This is a genomic window from Streptomyces sp. NPDC044063, assembly GCF_056434285.1.
Genome location: NZ_JBWKFM010000038.1, coordinates 13,927 through 30,010, shown reverse-complemented (window position 1 = coordinate 30,010; position 16,084 = coordinate 13,927). Strand labels below are relative to the sequence as shown.

General features: G+C 74.0%; 13 protein-coding genes. 1 reads left to right on the top strand and 12 read right to left on the bottom strand.

Features of this window, described 5'->3' with window-relative positions:
- Positions 1-43: 43 nt before the first annotated feature.
- The 10 genes from AC07BS_RS31455 to fmt form a co-directional block, all read right to left on the bottom strand.
- Complete coding sequence (locus AC07BS_RS31455; RefSeq protein WP_478644479.1) at positions 44-1,756, bottom strand: amino acid permease; 1,713 nt, start codon at positions 1,754-1,756, stop codon at positions 44-46.
- A 349-nt stretch (positions 1,757-2,105) separates the two neighbouring features.
- Positions 2,106-3,548, bottom strand: coding sequence for a GuaB1 family IMP dehydrogenase-related protein (locus tag AC07BS_RS31450; protein ID WP_478644481.1), 1,443 nt, complete (start codon positions 3,546-3,548; stop codon positions 2,106-2,108).
- A 126-nt stretch (positions 3,549-3,674) separates the two neighbouring features.
- Positions 3,675-5,006, bottom strand: a complete 1,332-nt coding sequence (locus tag AC07BS_RS31445) for an MFS transporter (RefSeq protein ID WP_478935199.1) — start codon at positions 5,004-5,006, stop codon at positions 3,675-3,677.
- Entirely contained in the window at positions 5,003-5,512 is a 510-nt protein-coding gene (locus tag AC07BS_RS31440) for a glycine-rich domain-containing protein (protein ID WP_478935198.1), read from the bottom strand. Before AC07BS_RS31440 ends, AC07BS_RS31445 begins: the two co-directional genes overlap by 4 nt.
- A 26-nt stretch (positions 5,513-5,538) precedes the next feature.
- Positions 5,539-6,777, bottom strand: coding sequence for a phenylacetate--CoA ligase family protein (locus AC07BS_RS31435; RefSeq protein ID WP_478644489.1), 1,239 nt, complete (start codon positions 6,775-6,777; stop codon positions 5,539-5,541).
- 67 nt (positions 6,778-6,844) lie between these two features.
- Positions 6,845-6,997 (bottom strand): hypothetical protein, encoded by a 153-nt coding sequence (locus tag AC07BS_RS31430; RefSeq protein ID WP_478935197.1) that lies wholly within the window; start codon positions 6,995-6,997, stop codon positions 6,845-6,847.
- 219 nt (positions 6,998-7,216) lie between these two features.
- Positions 7,217-8,206 (bottom strand): sugar-binding transcriptional regulator, encoded by a 990-nt coding sequence (locus AC07BS_RS31425; RefSeq protein ID WP_478645060.1) that lies wholly within the window; start codon positions 8,204-8,206, stop codon positions 7,217-7,219.
- A 171-nt stretch (positions 8,207-8,377) separates the two neighbouring features.
- Positions 8,378-9,064, bottom strand: coding sequence for a ribulose-phosphate 3-epimerase (gene rpe / locus AC07BS_RS31420; RefSeq protein WP_478644494.1), 687 nt, complete (start codon positions 9,062-9,064; stop codon positions 8,378-8,380).
- Between the two features lie 106 nt (positions 9,065-9,170).
- Positions 9,171-10,598, bottom strand: coding sequence for an RsmB/NOP family class I SAM-dependent RNA methyltransferase (locus AC07BS_RS31415; RefSeq protein ID WP_478935196.1), 1,428 nt, complete (start codon positions 10,596-10,598; stop codon positions 9,171-9,173).
- A gap of 40 nt (positions 10,599-10,638) precedes the next feature.
- Positions 10,639-11,583 carry a methionyl-tRNA formyltransferase gene (gene fmt / locus AC07BS_RS31410; RefSeq protein WP_478935195.1) on the bottom strand — a complete coding sequence of 315 codons (945 nt, stop codon included), beginning with the start codon at positions 11,581-11,583 and terminating at the stop codon, positions 10,639-10,641.
- Between the two features lie 285 nt (positions 11,584-11,868).
- On the opposite strand from fmt, the gene AC07BS_RS31405 reads away from it, so the two are divergent.
- A complete protein-coding gene (locus AC07BS_RS31405) occupies positions 11,869-12,372 on the top strand; it encodes a hypothetical protein (protein ID WP_478644501.1) in 504 nt (167 codons plus the stop codon).
- A gap of 227 nt (positions 12,373-12,599) precedes the next feature.
- Here the strand turns inward: AC07BS_RS31405 and AC07BS_RS31400 are convergent, their stop codons facing one another.
- Both AC07BS_RS31400 and metK read right to left on the bottom strand, forming a co-directional pair.
- Positions 12,600-14,747 carry a primosomal protein N' gene (locus tag AC07BS_RS31400; protein WP_478935194.1) on the bottom strand — a complete coding sequence of 716 codons (2,148 nt, stop codon included), beginning with the start codon at positions 14,745-14,747 and terminating at the stop codon, positions 12,600-12,602.
- An 87-nt stretch (positions 14,748-14,834) separates the two neighbouring features.
- Entirely contained in the window at positions 14,835-16,043 is a 1,209-nt protein-coding gene (metK, locus tag AC07BS_RS31395) for a methionine adenosyltransferase (protein WP_478644506.1), read from the bottom strand.
- Between the last annotated feature and the right edge of the window lie 41 nt (positions 16,044-16,084).

Sequence of the window (16,084 nt, the reverse complement as noted above, 5' to 3'; positions counted from 1 at the left end):
GCGGACCCGGCAGTCGGGGATCATAGGGCGACGCGTACGAAGATCACTTCTTCGCGGACCTCTTGCGGGCCTTGCCGGCCGGCTTCGCGCCGGGGCGGCCGGAGCGCTGGGCGGGCTTCGCCGGGGCCTTCCCGGACGTCGCCGCGGCGGGCTTGGCCTGCGCGGACTTCGCCGGGGCCGGCTCGGCGGCCGCCGGGACCGGCTCGGACACCGGGGCGGCGGCCTCCAGGGCCACCCCGCCACTCGCCTCACGGGCCAGACGCGAGCTGCGCATGCCGTAGGCGAAGTAGATCACCAGGCCGATGACCATCCAGCCACCGAAGACCTCCCAGGTCACGATGTCCAGGCTGGTCATCATGTAGACGCACAGACCGAAGCCGATGGCGGGGAAGATCGGGGCCAGCGGCACCGTGGTGTCGCCGAAGGGGATACGGACACCCGAAAGCGGTACCTGGAAGGTGCGCTTCATGGTGGGGCGGTTGACGCGGAGCACGATGACGGCGATGTTGACCAGCGCGAAGGCGAAGAGCGTACCGATGCTGGTGGCGTCGACCAGCTTGCCCAGCGGGACCGCCGCGGCCAGGCCGCCGCAGAACAGCGAGACGATCACGGTGTTGCCGACCGGCACGCCCTTCTTGCTGACCTTGGCGAAGCTCTTGGGCACCAGACCGTCACGGGACATGGCGAAGAGGATGCGGGTCTGGCCGTAGAGCACGGTCAGCACGACGCTGGCGATGGCGATGACGGCGCCGGCGGCCAGGAGGACGGCCCAGAAGCCGTGGCCCGTGACGTCCTTCATGATGCCGGCGAGCGCGGCCTCGGAGCCCTCGAACTTGTCCCACGGCATGGCGCCGACCGCGATCGCCGCGACCAGCACGTACAGCGCGGTGACGATCAGCAGCGAGAGCATGATGGCCTTGGGCAGGTCCCGCTTGGGGTCCTTGGCCTCCTCGCCCGCGGTGGAGGCGGCGTCGAAGCCGATGTACGAGAAGAAGAGCGTGGCGCCCGCGGCGCTGACGCCGCCGAGGCCGAGCGGCATGAACGGGCTGTAGTTGCCGGCCCGGATGCCGGTGAAGGCGACGGCGCAGAAGAGCAGCAGGGCCGCGATCTTCACACAGACCATGATGGTGTTGGCGCGGGCGCTCTCCTTGGCGCCGCCCAGCAGGAACGCCATGCACAGCAGCACGACGAGCAGGGCCGGGAGGTTGAAGACGCCGCCGTCCACGCCGGGCGGGTTGGCCATCCAGGTGGGGATGGTGACGCCGATGGTGCCTTCGAGGAGCTCGTTGAGGTACTGGCCCCAGCCGACGGCGACGGCCGCGACGGAGACGCCGTACTCCAGGATCAGGCACCAGCCGCAGATCCAGGCGACGATCTCGCCCAGGGTGGCGTAGGCGTACGAGTACGAGGAGCCGGAGACCGGGATGCTGCCCGCGAGCTCGGCGTAGGACAGGGCCGAGAAGAGCGCGGTCAGACCGGCGATCACGAACGAGATCACCACGGCCGGGCCGGCGCTGGGGACGGCCGAGCCCAGGACGACGAAGATGCCGGTGCCCAGGGTGGCACCGATGCTGATCATCGTCAGCTGCCACATGCCGAGCGAACGGCGCAGGCTGCCGCCCTCGCCCTGGCCGCCCTCGGCGACCAGGCGCTCGACGGGCTTGCGGCGCATGAGCCGGGCGCCGAAGCCGGCGGTCGGCAGCGGGGCACGCTTGTCGTCGCCGGTCAGGGCCGGCGATGCGCCTTTGTCCAACACTGGGGTCGATCCCACAGGGGTCGCTCCGTTCATGATTCCCGGTCGGGGGGTGCCGGTCGGGAGCGACGGCCGACGGCGGTGACCCAGGGCGCGCCGGCAGGGCAGAGCTGTCCCGTAGCGAGGGGGTACCGCCGAGCAAGCGGTATCCGCCACTCCACGTTCTGCGCAGACCTTACGGGGGGATGGCCCGCGCTCGTAATGCACCATTCTTGCGTATGCCCGTTCGATCATTGCGTCGGGGGGTTCTTAGCAGCCGATCGTTGCGCATGGTGTTATGAATCGGTACAGGGGGAGCAAAAAAGGGGCGCGACCCGGCGAACCGGATCACGCCCCTTCCGGGCGGTGCGGACTACTGCCAGCTGGCGTGCAGCGGCTTGCCCTCGGCGTAGCCGGCGGCGCTCTGGACGCCGACGACGGCACGCTCGGCGAACTCCTCCAGGGAGCCCGCGCCCGCGTAGGTGCAGGAGGAGCGGACGCCCGCGATGATCGAGTCGATCAGGTCCTCGACGCCCGGGCGGGCCGGGTCGAGGAACATGCGGGAGGTGGAGATGCCCTCCTCGAACAGACCCTTGCGGGCCCGGTCGTACGCGGACTCCTCGGAGGTGCGGTTCTGGACCGCGCGGGCCGAGGCCATGCCGAAGGACTCCTTGTAGAAGCGCCCGTCGGCGGTCTGCTGGAGGTCGCCCGGGGACTCGTAGGTGCCCGCGAACCAGGAACCGATCATGACGTTGGAGGCGCCGGCCGCGAGGGCCATGGCCACGTCACGCGGGTGACGGACGCCGCCGTCGGCCCAGACGTGCTTGCCGTACTTCTTCGCCTCGGCGGCGCACTCCAGCACCGCGGAGAACTGCGGGCGGCCCACGCCGGTCATCATGCGGGTGGTGCACATGGCGCCCGGGCCCACACCGACCTTGATGATGTCCGCGCCGGCCTCGATGAGGTCGCGCACGCCCTCGGCGGCGACGATGTTGCCCGCGACGATCGGGACCTTCGGGTCGAGCGCCCGGACGGCCTTGATCGCGGAGATCATCGACTCCTGGTGGCCGTGCGCGGTGTCGATGACGAGCGTGTCCACGCCGGCGTCGAGCAGCTGCTTGGCCTTGCCCACGAAGTCGCCGTTGATGCCCACGGCGGCGGCGATGCGCAGCTTGCCCTCGGCGTCGGTGGCGGGGGTGTAGAGGGTGGCCCGCAGGGCGCCCTTGCGGGTGAGGATGCCGGCCAGCCTGCCGTCCGCGTCGACGGCGGGCGCCAGCTTGCGGTGGGCGGCGTCGAGGCGGTTGAAGGCCTCGCGCGGGTCGATGTCGGCGTCCAGGAGCAGCAGTTCGGTGGACATGACCTCGGACAGCTGGGTGAAGCGGTCCACGCCGGTCAGGTCGTGCTCGGTGACGACACCGACGGGGCGGTGCTCGTCGTCGACGACCACACCGGCGCCGTGCGCCCGCTTGGGCAGCAGGGACAGCGCGTCGGCGACGGTCTGCGTCGGCGTGAGGACGATCGGGGTGTCGAGCACGAGGTGACGGCCCTTGACCCAGGAGATGACGTCGGTGACGACCTCGATCGGGATGTCCTGGGGGATGACCACGAGGCCACCGCGGCGGGCGACGGTCTCCGCCATGCGGCGGCCGGCGATCGCGGTCATGTTGGCGACGACGAGCGGGATGGTCGTGCCCGTACCGTCCTGTGCGGAGAGGTCCACACCCTGACGGGAACCGACCGCGGAGCGGCTCGGCACCATGAACACATCGTCGTACGTCAGGTCGTACGACGGCTTCTGGTCATTGAGGAAACGCATACTGGCTCTCTCACCTGCGAATTTGAGTACAAAGCGGGTGGGGAGTCAGACCGAACCTGGCGCCGGATCGGGCTGAGGTTCCTGGACCCATCATCCATGATGCTCGCGTCTTCTGGCCAATATGGGTCACATTCTGTGAGTTCTCCCAGGGGTCCCCGGAGGGCGTTTGTGGGTTCCGCCAAGAGGGCGCGAGGGTCGCGCCCGGAGCGCGAGGACGGGCACGATCGCCAGCGCCAGGAGGCCCCCGCCGGCCGCCAGCAGCGGGAAGCCGCCGTGCGCCACGACCAGGCCCGACGCCATGCCGCCGGTGGCGCCGGCCAGCGAGACGCCGACGTCCACCAGGCCCTGGGTGGAGGCGCGGGTGGCGGGCGGGACGGCGTCGGTGACCATGGCGGTGCCGCTGACGAAGCCGAGGTTCCAGCCGATGCCCAGCAGGACGAGCGCCGCGGCGAGCGCGGGCACGGAGTGCGCCGGGGCCAGGGCGGCCAGCGCGCCGGCCGTGAGCAGCGTGACCCCGGACGCCGCGGCGATCGGTGCCCGGCCGAAGCGGTCGACGAGGTGGCCGGTGACCGGCGAGGGCAGGAACATCGCGCCCACGTGGAGGGCGATGACCAGCCCGGCCGCCTGGGTGCCGTGGCCGTGGGCGCGCATGTGGACCGGCGTCATCGTCATGATCGCGATCATCGCCAGCTGGCTGAGGATCATGACGGCCGTGCCGGTGGCGACACCCCGGGCGGGCCCGCGGGCGGGCGGGGCGCCCTCCCCCGGCTCCCCCGCCCGTGGCACCGGCGCGGCGGCGGCCCGCTCCCGGGCCAGCAGCAGCGGGTCCGGGCGCAGGAAGGTGCCCAGGAGCGCGGTGGCCGCCGCGAAGGCGGCGGTGGCCAGCAGGAACGGACCGGCGAGGCGGGGAATCCCCCAGCCGTGCGCGAGGTCACCGGTCACCGTCACCAGGGTGGGGCCCACGACCGCGCCGAGGGTGGTGGCGAACAGCACCGTGCCCGCGGCGCGGCCCCGGCGGGCGGGCGCGGCCAGGTCCACCCCCGCGTAGCGGGCCAGCAGGTTGGTGGCGGTCCCGGCGCCGTAGACCAGGAGCGAGACGCAGAGCAGGGCCACGCTGCCGAGCGCCGCCGCGACGACGACGCCGAGGCTGCCCGCCGCGCCCGTCGCGTAGCCGGCGGCCAGGCCGGGCCGCCGGCCGAAGCGCTGGCAGAGCCGGCCGACGCCGACGGCCCCGGCGGCCGCGCCCGCGGTGAACAGCGCGCTCGGCAGGCCCGAGAGCCCGGTCGAGCCGAACATCTCCTCGCCGAGCAGCGCGCCGACGGTGATCCCGGCCGCCAGCCCCGCGCCGCTGAGCAGTTGGGCGAGGACCAGCACGGTCAGGACGCGGCGCTGCTCCGGCGGCTCGTCGGGGGCGAAGTCCGCCGCGGGTCCGGGGACTTCGGCGGTGCCGGCGCTCATGACCCCAGGAGTTCGAGCGCCGCGATGTCCTCCAGTGACATCTCCAGTCGCTCGTGGAGGAACCGTACGATCGTCCAGTGCGGCAGGGCCCCCTCGTCGAACGGGCCGAACTCCCGGCGGTACAACGGGATCCAGCGCAGGGCCTCCTCGGCCGACCGCTCCCGGCCCGGCTCCTCCTGGTAGTCCTCGTAAGCGATGCTGCGGTGCTCGATGAAGAAGCGCCCGGGCAGCCGCTCCTCGCACAGGGCCCGGTACTCGCGGGTCTGGAGGATGAGGTAGTGCCATATCTCGTCGATCTCCTGCTCCACGGGCAGGAAGAGGCCGGCGAGGGCCTCCCGGTGGCGCGAGACGAGGTAGAGGTAGCGCAGGCACTCGGTGACCTGCCGCTCGACGAACTCCCGGTCCGCGCCGGTGGATCCGGTGAAGTGCCGCACCACCTCGGCGTGCAGCTCCTCGCCGAGGAGGGCCGCGAGGTCGTCGGCGGAGACGTACGGCTGTGGGGTCATGACTTCTTCCGTCCGTGCGGTCACGATCACTTCTCCCGCGCCAGCCAGGCGTACTTCCCGGACTTCCCGACGGGAAGGTGCCCTCGGTGCTCGACGCGGCACCGACGGCCCGTCAGATCGCCGACGGCCTCCGCGAGGGCCGCGGTCTCCGCCCCGTCGAGGGGGTCGCCGTCGAAGGTCGTGCAGAGCAGCACGGCCCGGTCGTCGCCGGTCACGCGCAGCTGGTGGAGGAAGACCCGGTGCGAGACGCCGGCGATCCGGTCGTCGAGGTCGGCCTGGGCCACCGGCCCGGCGGGGGTGGCCAGGAGCTCCTTCTCCCGGCCGCAGAAGCGGGAGATCCGGGCCGGGTCCGGAGTGCCGTCCAGGGTCCGGGCGCAGTCCCCGGAGCGGTAGCGGATCAGCGGCATGTGCGGGTTGCGCACGCTGGTGACGATGAGGCTGTAGATCTCGCTGCCGGGGGCGACCGGGATCAGTTCCACGCTCATCCGGTCCAGGTGGGGCCAGTACCGTCCGCGGCTGTCGCTGTAGTAGAGGTAGCCCAGTTCGGTGCTGCCGAAGAGGTCGACGACCGGGCACGCGAAGTGCTGCCGGAGATAGCGGCGGACGTTCACGGGCGTGTACTCGTAGGCGTGGATGATGCTGGCGGGCGGCGGGAAGGCGTCCCACAGCCCCCATGCGCCGACCTTCCGCACCAGGTGCGCCAGGTGGTAGCCGGAGCAGTCGAGGTGGTACCAGCCCCGGGGGTGCGCCCGCGCGGCCTCGGCGATCTCGGCGAGCATCCGCTCGACGTCCGCGCGGTCCCACAGCGCCGGGTCGAGCCGGAGGTTGACGTAGCCGGTGCGGTCGTCGAGCCGCCGGTCCTCCGCCGAGGGCGACGCGGCGGGCTCGGTGCCGCGCCTGGCGGCGTTGACGCGGGCCACGTGCTCGGTGGCCAGGACGGTGGTGAGGGAGACGCGCCGGCAGCCCTGCTCCCAGGTGGCGGAGATGTCGGGGTGCTCGCTCCACAGCCGGTAGTACGAACGCAGCAGGAAGTACGGCGGGCGGATGATCTGCATACGGGCGTGGTTGGTGCCCGTGGAGAGCACGAACTCGGCCTCGCCCCGTTCCAGGGCCGCCTCCAGCTCCGGCGTCATCCAGTTGCCGGGGAAGCCGCGCGCTATCTCGGGCTTCTCCAGGATCGGGAAGTGGCCCCGCGCGACCGACTCCCGGTAGATCGGGACGTCCCTGACCAGGTCGACGACGTCCGCGGCCGGCTGACCGTTCATTGCCACCCCCAGGTGAGCTCGCACAACGGAGAACCCCGGGGAGGAATCCCCGGGGCCGGACACCGATTCAGGAGATACAACCGGCCTTGGGTGCCGCGCTGATGCACCCGGCCTTGGGGGCGGCGCTGATGCAGCCGTCCTTGGCGGCGGTCGCCGAGTTGGCGGCCACCCAGCCCTGCCAGACCGTGTCCTCGGCCATCTTCTTGATGAGCTGTTCCATTCCGGACCTCCGAAAAAAGGTGGGGTGGAGCGGGCCCGGGGGCACCCCGGCGCCGCGCGGTCCGACGGTAAAGCTCTGGCCAATGGAGTGTCAATGATTGGCAATATGACGGTGGCTCAAATGCATCCCCCCATCACCGGGCGCCCCCATGACACGAGGGCGGCTCCCCCGTGGTGTTACCGGGGGAGCCGCCCTCGGGCAGCCGGGTGGGACGGGTGGTTACGAGCCGTCCGGATCCGCGCGGTCCAGCGCCGGGCGGGGGCCCGGGCCGGTCTCCAGCAGCAGGTGGTCGGCGGCGGCCGTGTCCGTGACCAGGCTGGTCACCAGCCCGGAGCGGAGCACCGCGCCGATCGCCGCCGCCTTGCGCTTGCCGCCCGCGATCGCGACGACCTCGGGGATGCGGCGCAGCCGGTCGGCCTCGACCGTGATGCAGCGCTCGCCCAGGTCGCGGCCGATGCGCCGGCCCTCGGCGTCGAAGAGGTGCGCGGACATCTCGGCGGCGGCGCCGAGGGAGGCGTAGTGGGTGCGCTCCTCCTCGGACAGCATGTCGTAGACGGTCGAGATGCCCGGCTCCCAGGAGCCGATGGAGACCGCGGCGACGGTGACCTTGTCGAAGTAGTCGAAGGCCCGGGCGATGCCCGTCTGACCGCGCAGGGCCGCGGCGGTGGCGGAGTCGGGCAGCAGCATCGGGGCGTAGATGGGGTGCGCCTCGCCGCCCGAGACCTGGGCCGCGCGGCGCACGGCCTCCACCGAGCCGCGCTCGGCGGTGCCGGCGTCGTAGACGCCGGTGAGCTGGACGACCGTGCACGGCGGCAGCCGGTGCAGGGCCGCGGCCATGTGGATGGTGGAGCGGCCCCAGGCGAGGCCGAGCACATCGCCCTCGTGGACCAGCTCGCCGAGCAGGCCGGCCGCCACCTCGCCGAGGTTCTCGGGGTCGGGCGCGTCGTCGGCCGCGTCGGCCGGGGATTCCACGACGACCGCGTGCCGCAGGCCGTAGCGGGCGCGCAGCGCGTCGGAGCGCTCCGCGTCCAGCTCCGCCGGCACCCGGATCTCGATCCGCACCAGGTCTCGCTCCAGTGCCGTCTCCAGCACCCGGGCGACCTTGAAGCGGCTCACGCCGAACTCCTCGGCGATCTGGATCTTCGACTTGCCCTCGAGGTAGAAGCGGCGGGCCATCGCCGCCGCCTGCACCAGCTCGGCGGGCCCCATAGGCGTGGTCGAACGGCCCGTCGACACCGCGGTCTCCTCACTATGTGGTCAAGAGCTGTCGTGCTGAGAGCTCTGGAGCTGTGGACTCGCCGTCATCCTGTCAGATACGACGGTACTCGATCAGGCCCCGTCCTCCGCCCTCAGCAATTCGGGCGAGCGGCCGGGGGACGTTCAGTGGGCGCAGGCCCAGGGCGCCGCGGCCGTGGCCCGCTCCGCCCGCTCGCGCAGGGCGCGTACGGCGGCCGCCGGGTCGTCCGTACCGTAGACGGCGGAGCCCGCCACGAAGACGTCCGCGCCGGCCTCCGCGCAGCGCTCGATGGTGTCGGCCGAGACCCCGCCGTCGACCTGGAGCCAGATCGGCAGGTTGTGCCGGGAGATCAGCTCCCGAGTGCGGCGGATCTTGGGCAGCATGATGTCCAGGAAGGACTGGCCGCCGAAGCCGGGCTCGACGGTCATGACGAGCAGCATGTCCAGCTCGGGCAGCAGGTCCTCGAACGGCTCGATCGGGGTGGCGGGCTTGAGCGCCATCGACGCGCGGGCGCCCTTGCGCCGGATCTCCCGGGCCAGCCGCACGGGGGCGGCGGCCGCCTCCGCGTGGAAGGTGACCGACCCGGCGCCCAGCTCCGCGTACCGCGGCGCCCAGCGGTCCGGGTCCTCGATCATCAGATGGCAGTCGAGCGGGGTGTCCGTGGCCTTGATCAGCGACTCCACGACCGGCACGCCGAGCGTGAGGTTGGGCACGAAGTGGTTGTCCATCACGTCGACGTGGAGCCAGTCGGCGCCCTTGACCGCCTCCGCCTCGTCGGCGAGGCGGGCGAAGTCCGCGGACAGGATGCTGGGATTGATCTGCGCTGCCATACCCCAAGCCTCCCATGCCGCGTGCGCCGTCCGTGACACGGGAGGCCCGCGGTGCCCGGTCCGCCCTGCGGCGGTGGCGGACCGTGCCCGGACCGCCACCTTGGGCTCACGCCGTGCGGCGCAGGAGGGCCAGGTACATGGCGTCGGTGCCGTGGAGGTGCGGCCACAGCTGCACGTCGGGCCCCTCGCCCAGGGCCATGACGCCGCCCATGTGGGGGCGGGCGTCGATCCACTCGGCGTGGACGTCCTCGCGCTTGAGCACGTCGCCGACGACCGCACGGGTCTCGGCGGGGTGGGGCGAGCAGGTGGCGTAGCCGACCACGCCACCGACGCGCACGGCCCGCAGCGCCTCGCGCAGCAGGTCGCGCTGGAGCGGGGCGAAGCCCGGCACGTCCTCGGGACGGCGCCGCCAGCGGGCCTCGGGGCGGCGGCGCAGCGCGCCCAGGCCCGTGCACGGCACGTCGACCAGGACCCGGTCGAAGGAGCCCTCGCGCCACGGCGGGCGGGTCCCGTCGGCGGCGATGACCTGGTACGGGCCGGGGTTGCCGGCCAGCGCGCGCTCCACCAGCCGGGCCCGGTGCGGCTGCTTCTCGGAGGCCAGCAGCGCGGCGCCGCGCTGCGCGGCGAGCGCGCCGAGCAGTGCCGCCTTGCCGCCGGGGCCGGCGCAGCCGTCGAGCCAGCGCTCGTCGGGGCCCTCCAGCGGGACGTCCGCCAGCGCCAGGGCCACCAGCTGGCTGCCCTCGTCCTGGACGCCCGCCCGGCCCTCGCGCACGGCGTCGAGCGCGCCGGGCTCGCCGCCCTCGGCGAGCCGGACGGCGTACGGGGACCAGCGGCCGGGCAGCCCCGAGTCCTCGCCCAGCGCCGCCAGCAGTTCCTCGGTCGTGGCCCGGCCGGGGCGGGCGACGAGGGTGACCTCGGGGCGCTCGTTGTCGGCCTCCAGCAGGTCCTCGATGCCGGCGCGGCCGCCGCCGAGCGCGTCCCACAGCGCGGAGACGATCCAGCGCGGGTGGGAGTGGACGACGGCGAGGTGCTCCTCGGGGTCGTCCTCGTACGGCGGCGCGACCCGCTCCAGCCAGCCGTCCAGGTCGTGGGCCGCGATCCGGCGCAGCACCGCGTTGACGAACTTCGCCCGGCCGTCGCCCAGCACGACCCGGGCCAGCTCGACGGTGGCCGAGACGGCGGCGTGGCTGGGGATGCGGGTGCCGAGCAGCTGGTGGGCGCCCAGGCTCAGCACGTCCAGCACCGGCGGATCGACCTCGCGCAGCGGCCGGTCGACGCAGGCCGCGATGATCGCGTCGTAGGTGCCCTGGCGGCGCAGGGTGCCATAGACGAGCTCGGTGGCGAGCGCGGCGTCGCGCGCCTGGAAGCCCTCCTTCTCACGGGCCTTGCGCAGCAGCGGCGGCAGCACGAGGTTCGCGTACGCGTCCCGCTCGTCGACGGCCCGCAGCGCCTCGAAGGCGAGGATCCGTACCGGGTCCTTCTTGGGCCGGCGGTAGGGCTTTGCGGGGCGCTGACGAGGGGCCTGATCGTTCACGAAAGGTGCTCCGGAGCTGGGACGGCGAAGAGCCTAAAGCCTACGCCCGATCCTCCGCGCCGAGCCGCTCGCCTGCGGCGATGCGCACACCGCGGGCCCAGTCGGCGGCCTGCATCGGCTTCTTGCCCTGCGGCTGGACCCAGCTCAGCAGCACGGCGTGGGAGCCGGTGCCGACGTGGACGGCGTTCTTGGCGACGGCCATCTCGCCGGGCGCCAGATCACCGCGGCCGGGCTCCTGGGTGAGCGACATCAGCTTGAGGCGCTCGCCGCGGAAGGTCGTCCACGCGCCGGGTGCGGGGGCGCAGCCGCGCACCACGCGGTCGACGCGCAGGGCCGGCACGGTCCAGTCGACGCGGGCGTCCTCGACGGTGATCTTCGGGGCGAGGGAGACGCCCTCGGCGGGCTGGGGCACGGCCTTGAGCGTGCCGTCCTCGATGCCGTCCATGGTGGCCGCGAGCAGCCCGGAGCCGGCGAAGGCGAGCCGGGTGAGCAGATCGCCACTGGTGTCCGTGGGGCGCACGTGCTCGGTGAGGACGCCGAAGACGGGGCCGGAGTCCAGGCCCTCCTCGATGAGGAAGGTGGAGGCGCCGGTGACCTCGTCGCCGGCCATGACCGCGTGCTGTACGGGCGCGGCGCCGCGCCAGGCGGGCAGCAGCGAGAAGTGGAGGTTCACCCAGCCGTGGGCCGGGATGTCGAGGGCGGCCTTGGGCAGCAGGGCGCCGTAGGCGACGACGGGGCAGCAGTCGGGGGCGATCTCCCGCAGCCGGGTGAGGAAGTCCTCGTCGCGCGGCCGGGCGGGCTTGAGCACCTCGATGCCCGCTTCCTCGGCCCGTTCGGCGACGGGGCTGGCGACCAGCCGGCGGCCGCGCCCGGCGGGCGCGTCGGGCCGGGTGACGACGGCGACGACCTCGTGCCGCTCCGAGGCGATCAGGGCGTCGAGGGCGGGCACGGCGACCTCGGGGGTACCGGCGAAGACGAGCCTCATGGGTGGCGAACAACCTCTCTCGCGGGGCCGGTGGCCCAGTTTAGAGGGGCCGGGCCGCCAGGGGGCGTGCGGGCTGGCGCGCGCCCCATTCCGGCGGATGTACGCCCCCATACCGTGACCCAGCGGCGCGTGGCGCGTTGTGTCAAGAGAGATTGACCGGAACGGGCCGCAACACCGGCCCACAGCCCTTGCGTTGCTTGTCATCCCCGCGTCAACGCTCGTCCTTTGCCGAGTCTTCGCCAGTCACTTCAACAGTCCTTCAACGCCGGTCCGAGAGGCTTGTTCATGCCCGACCACGCAACCCACGACGCCCAGGCACGGGCCAGCCTGCATCTCCTGGTCCGGGACATCGAGCGGGTCCGCCGTCAGGTGGACGCGCTGCGCACCCTCACCGCTCAGCTGGGCAACGTCTACCGTCCGCGCCGCACCGGCCCGTCGGCGGGCTTCGTCGTCTACGGACGCGCCCCCGCGCCCACGGTACGTCTGGCGCAGGAGCTGCGGGACAGCGTCGAGACGCTGGTCACGGCGGCGGTGGACTTCGACCGCTCGCTGGGCTTCTCGTGGGACGCGGTGGGTTCGGCGCTCGGCGTCACCAAGCAGGCGGTCCACCGGCGTTACGGCGCCCGGCGCGCCGGCGCCCAGGCCACCGTCGAGCCCGGCGACGCCGTCCGCACCGCGGAGCCCACGCCCGTGCCGGTCGTCCCGGCGGCCCGTACGGTCCCGGGCCAGCCGGGCGCGCACCGCGAGGAGCCGCGCGCATCGGCGTTCCCGGGTCCCCGCAACGGTTGACCGCCCGGACCCGGCCCGGGCGGACGAGGCCGGGCCCGGCCCCGGGGCCCCTCTCCCCGCCACGGCGGTGGGCACCCTCCACCGCGGGTCCGGCGGTGCCGAACCGGTCGCACGCGGGGCACCCACCGGCCCGAGCCCGGTCCGGCACCGGCGAACCCCACCGTCCTGGCCGATGCCGCGGCGCGGCGGGACGTGGGTGCCCGGCAGCGGACCCGGCGCGGGTGCCGTCACCCGATGTCCGGCGGATCCACCCGCAGGCGTACGGGCTCGCCGTCGCGGCGGGCCAGGCGTATCGCCTGGGCGGCCTTGAGCGCCGCCGCCAGCCCCGCCCCCTGCCCGGGCCGCACCCGGACCAGGGCACGCTCCCACCGGCCGGCGGCCGGGGGCGGGTCCCCCGCCCGGCGCGGCCGGCCCTCCGCCGGCACCGGCAGGGGCACCGGCCCCAGCACCTCGGCCCCCTCCGGCAGGTCCGCCATGCCGAGCAGCTCCGCGACCGCCTCCGGCGGCCCGCTCACCGCCGCCATCCGGGAGACTGGGGGGAAGCCCAGCTCCGCCCGGTCGGCCAGCTCGCGCACCGCGTGCCCGGCGGGGTCCCAGCGGACCAGCGCCTGGACGGGCCGCAGCGTCGGCTCGGCCACGACCACCACCGTGCCGCCCGCCTCCTGGCCCCGCACCAGCGCGGCGGCGCCCAGCCAGCGGCGCAGCGCCTCCTCCCCCGCCCGCAGGTCCGGGCGGCCGAGCAGGGCCCAGCCGTCCAGCAGCAGGGCGGCCGCGTAGCCCCCTTCCGCGACGGGCTCGGCACCGGGCGTGGAGACCACGATCGCGGGCCGGTCGGGGACGGAGTCCAGGACGTGGTCCCGGCCCGACGTGCGCACCGGCACCGACGGGAACGCCCGGCCCAGCTCCTCGGCCGTACGCCGGGCGCCGACCACCTGCGCGCGCAGCCGGAAGCCGCCGCACTCCCCGCAGTGCCAGTCACGGGCCTCCTGCCCGCACCAGCCGCAGTGGAGCTCCCCGGAGCCGCCCCGCGCCTCCAGCGGCCCCGCGCAGGCCGTGCAGCGGGCGGGCTCCCGGCAGCGCTCGCAGGCCAGCCGGGGGACGTAGCCCCGGCGCGGGACCTGCACCAGCACCGGGCCGTGCCGCAGCCCCTCGCGGGCGACCTCCCAGGCGACGCTGGGCAGCCGGGCGGAGCGCGCCGCGGCGTCCCGCGCCTCGTCGGCCTCCCCCACCGTGCGCACCCGGGGCGCGAGGGCGCGCACCCGCTCCCGGCCGGCTGCCAGCGGCAGCGCCCAGCCCGTGTCGACGAGCTGGGCCGCCTCCACCGTGCAGCCGAAGCCGCCCAGCAGGAAGGCCGCCTTCTCGTGCGCGGCGCGCGACAGCAGCACCTCGCGGGCGTGCGGCTGCGGGGCGTGCGGCTCGCTGTGGCTGGAGTCGCCGTCGTCCCAGATCGCGACGAGGCCCGGATTCCGTACGGGCGCGAACATCGCGGCGCGGGTGCCGACGACCGCGCGGACGGCGCCCCGGCTGACGGCCAGCCAGCGGCGGTACCGCTCCTCGGGGCCGGTGTCGGCGGTCAGCAGCACATGCCGCCCCGCGCCCAGCAGCGCCGTCAGCGCCGCGTCGACCCGGGCGGCGGTCCGCCCGTCCGGCACGACCACCAGGGCGCCGCGCCCGGAGGCGAGGGCGGCCGCCGCGGCCCGGGCCAGCTCGGCGGGCCAGTGCGGCCCGGGCAGGGCGGTCCACACCGCGCGCGGGGAGTCGCCCCGGGCGATGGCGTCCAGATACGCGGGACCGGTGGGATAGCGCGCCCAGCTGCCCGGGTCGGGCGCGGCGGGCGGGGGCGCCGGGGCGGGCGAGGGCTCGGCCTCGACGCGGGCGTGCCGGGGCGGCACGGCCAGCTGCAGCACGTCGGCGAGCGAGCCGGCGTAGCGGTCGGCGACGGACCGGCACAGCCCCAGCAGCGCGGGGCTCAGCACGGGCTCGGGCGACAGCACCTGGGCGAGGGCGGCCAGCGGGCCTTGATAGTCGGACTCGGCGACGCGCTCCACGATGAAGCCGTCGAGCAGCCCGCCCCCCTCGCGCCGCCCGCCGCGCACCTGGCGGGTGCCGGCTCCGAAGCGCACCCGGACCCGGGTGCCGGGCCGGGCGTCGGCGTCGAGCTCGGCGGGCACGGCGTAGTCCCACAGCCGGTCCAGGTGCACCGGGCCCTTGTCCACCAGCACCCGCGCGACCGGCAGCTCGGCGGCCAGCTCGGCCCCCCGCCACGTCCGCGGCCTGGCCCGCGGGGCCTTGGCCCTGCGCACGCTCTCGCGGATCAGCGCGAGCTGCTCCGCCTCTGGAGCCCCCTGCTCCGACCGCCCGTTCTCGCTGCTCACAGCTCCAGTCCTACCAGAGCCCGCTGACAACGAAGGCGCCCCCGCCACAAGGGCGGGGACGCCTTCCGGGAAGCTCGGGCGCGGGGCTTACAGCCCGGCGGCCTTCTTCAGCGCCTCGACGCGGTCGGTGCGCTCCCAGGTGAAGTCGGGGAGCTCACGGCCGAAGTGGCCGTAGGCCGCGGTCTGCGCGTAGATCGGGCGGAGCAGGTCGAGGTCGCGGATGATCGCGGCCGGGCGGAGGTCGAAGACCTCGGCGATGGCGGTCTCGATCTTCTCCGGGTCGATCGTGTTGGTGCCGAAGGTCTCGACGAACAGACCGACCGGCTCGGCCTTGCCGATCGCGTAGGCGACCTGGACCTCGCAGCGCGCGGCCAGGCCGGCGGCGACGACGTTCTTGGCGACCCAGCGCATGGCGTAGGCGGCCGAGCGGTCCACCTTGGACGGGTCCTTGCCGGAGAAGGCACCGCCGCCGTGGCGGGCCATGCCGCCGTAGGTGTCGATGATGATCTTGCGGCCGGTGAGGCCGGCGTCGCCCATCGGGCCGCCGATCTCGAAGCGGCCGGTGGGGTTCACCAGCAGGCGGTAGCCGTCGGTGTCCAGCTTGATGCCGTCCTCGACGAGCTCCTTGAGGACGTGCTCCACGACGAACTCACGGACGTCGGGCGCGAGCAGCGAGTCCAGGTCGATGTCCGACGCGTGCTGCGAGGAGACGACGACGGTGTCCAGGCGCACGGCCTTGTTGCCGTCGTACTCGATGGTGACCTGGGTCTTGCCGTCGGGGCGCAGGTAGGGGATGGTGCCGTTCTTGCGGACCTCCGACAGGCGGCGCGAGAGCCGGTGGGCCAGCTCGATCGGCAGCGGCATCAGGTTCGGGGTCTCGTCGCAGGCGAAGCCGAACATCAGGCCCTGGTCGCCGGCGCCCTGCTTGTCGAGCTCGTCCTCGTCGCCCTCGACCCGCGACTCGTAGGCGGTGTCGACACCCTGGGCGATGTCCGCGGACTGCGCGCCGATGGAGACCGACACGCCGCAGGAGGCGCCGTCGAAGCCCTTCTTCGACGAGTCGTAGCCGATCTCGAGGATCTTGCTGCGGACGAGCGAGGCGATCGGCGCGTAGGCCTTCGTGGTCACCTCACCGGCCACGTGCACCAGGCCGGTGGTGATGAGGGTCTCGACGGCGACGCGGGACGTCGGGTCCTCCTTGAGGAGGGCGTCGAGAATGGAGTCGCTGATCTGGTCAGCGATCTTGTCGGGGTGACCCTCGGTGACGGACTCCGAGGTGAACAGGCGGCGGGACACATCGCTCCCTGGGGTTGCAGCGGCTGCTGGCTGATCATTGA

What these genes read in the sequence shown, in the direction of transcription:
- AC07BS_RS31435 (WP_478644489.1), bottom strand. Translation starts at nt 6,777, where the DNA reads ATGAACGGTCAGCCGGCCGCGGACGTCGTCGACCTGGTCAGGGACGTC.
- AC07BS_RS31440 (WP_478935198.1), bottom strand. Translation starts at nt 5,512, where the DNA reads ATGACCCCACAGCCGTACGTCTCCGCCGACGACCTCGCGGCCCTCCTC.
- AC07BS_RS31430 (WP_478935197.1), bottom strand. Translation starts at nt 6,997, where the DNA reads ATGGAACAGCTCATCAAGAAGATGGCCGAGGACACGGTCTGGCAGGGC.
- AC07BS_RS31445 (WP_478935199.1), bottom strand. Translation starts at nt 5,006, where the DNA reads ATGAGCGCCGGCACCGCCGAAGTCCCCGGACCCGCGGCGGACTTCGCC.
- AC07BS_RS31425 (WP_478645060.1), bottom strand. Translation starts at nt 8,206, where the DNA reads ATGGGGCCCGCCGAGCTGGTGCAGGCGGCGGCGATGGCCCGCCGCTTC.
- fmt (WP_478935195.1), bottom strand. Translation starts at nt 11,583, where the DNA reads ATGAGGCTCGTCTTCGCCGGTACCCCCGAGGTCGCCGTGCCCGCCCTC.
- AC07BS_RS31450 (WP_478644481.1), bottom strand. Translation starts at nt 3,548, where the DNA reads ATGCGTTTCCTCAATGACCAGAAGCCGTCGTACGACCTGACGTACGAC.
- AC07BS_RS31405 (WP_478644501.1), top strand. Translation starts at nt 11,869, where the DNA reads ATGCCCGACCACGCAACCCACGACGCCCAGGCACGGGCCAGCCTGCAT.
- rpe (WP_478644494.1), bottom strand. Translation starts at nt 9,064, where the DNA reads ATGGCAGCGCAGATCAATCCCAGCATCCTGTCCGCGGACTTCGCCCGC.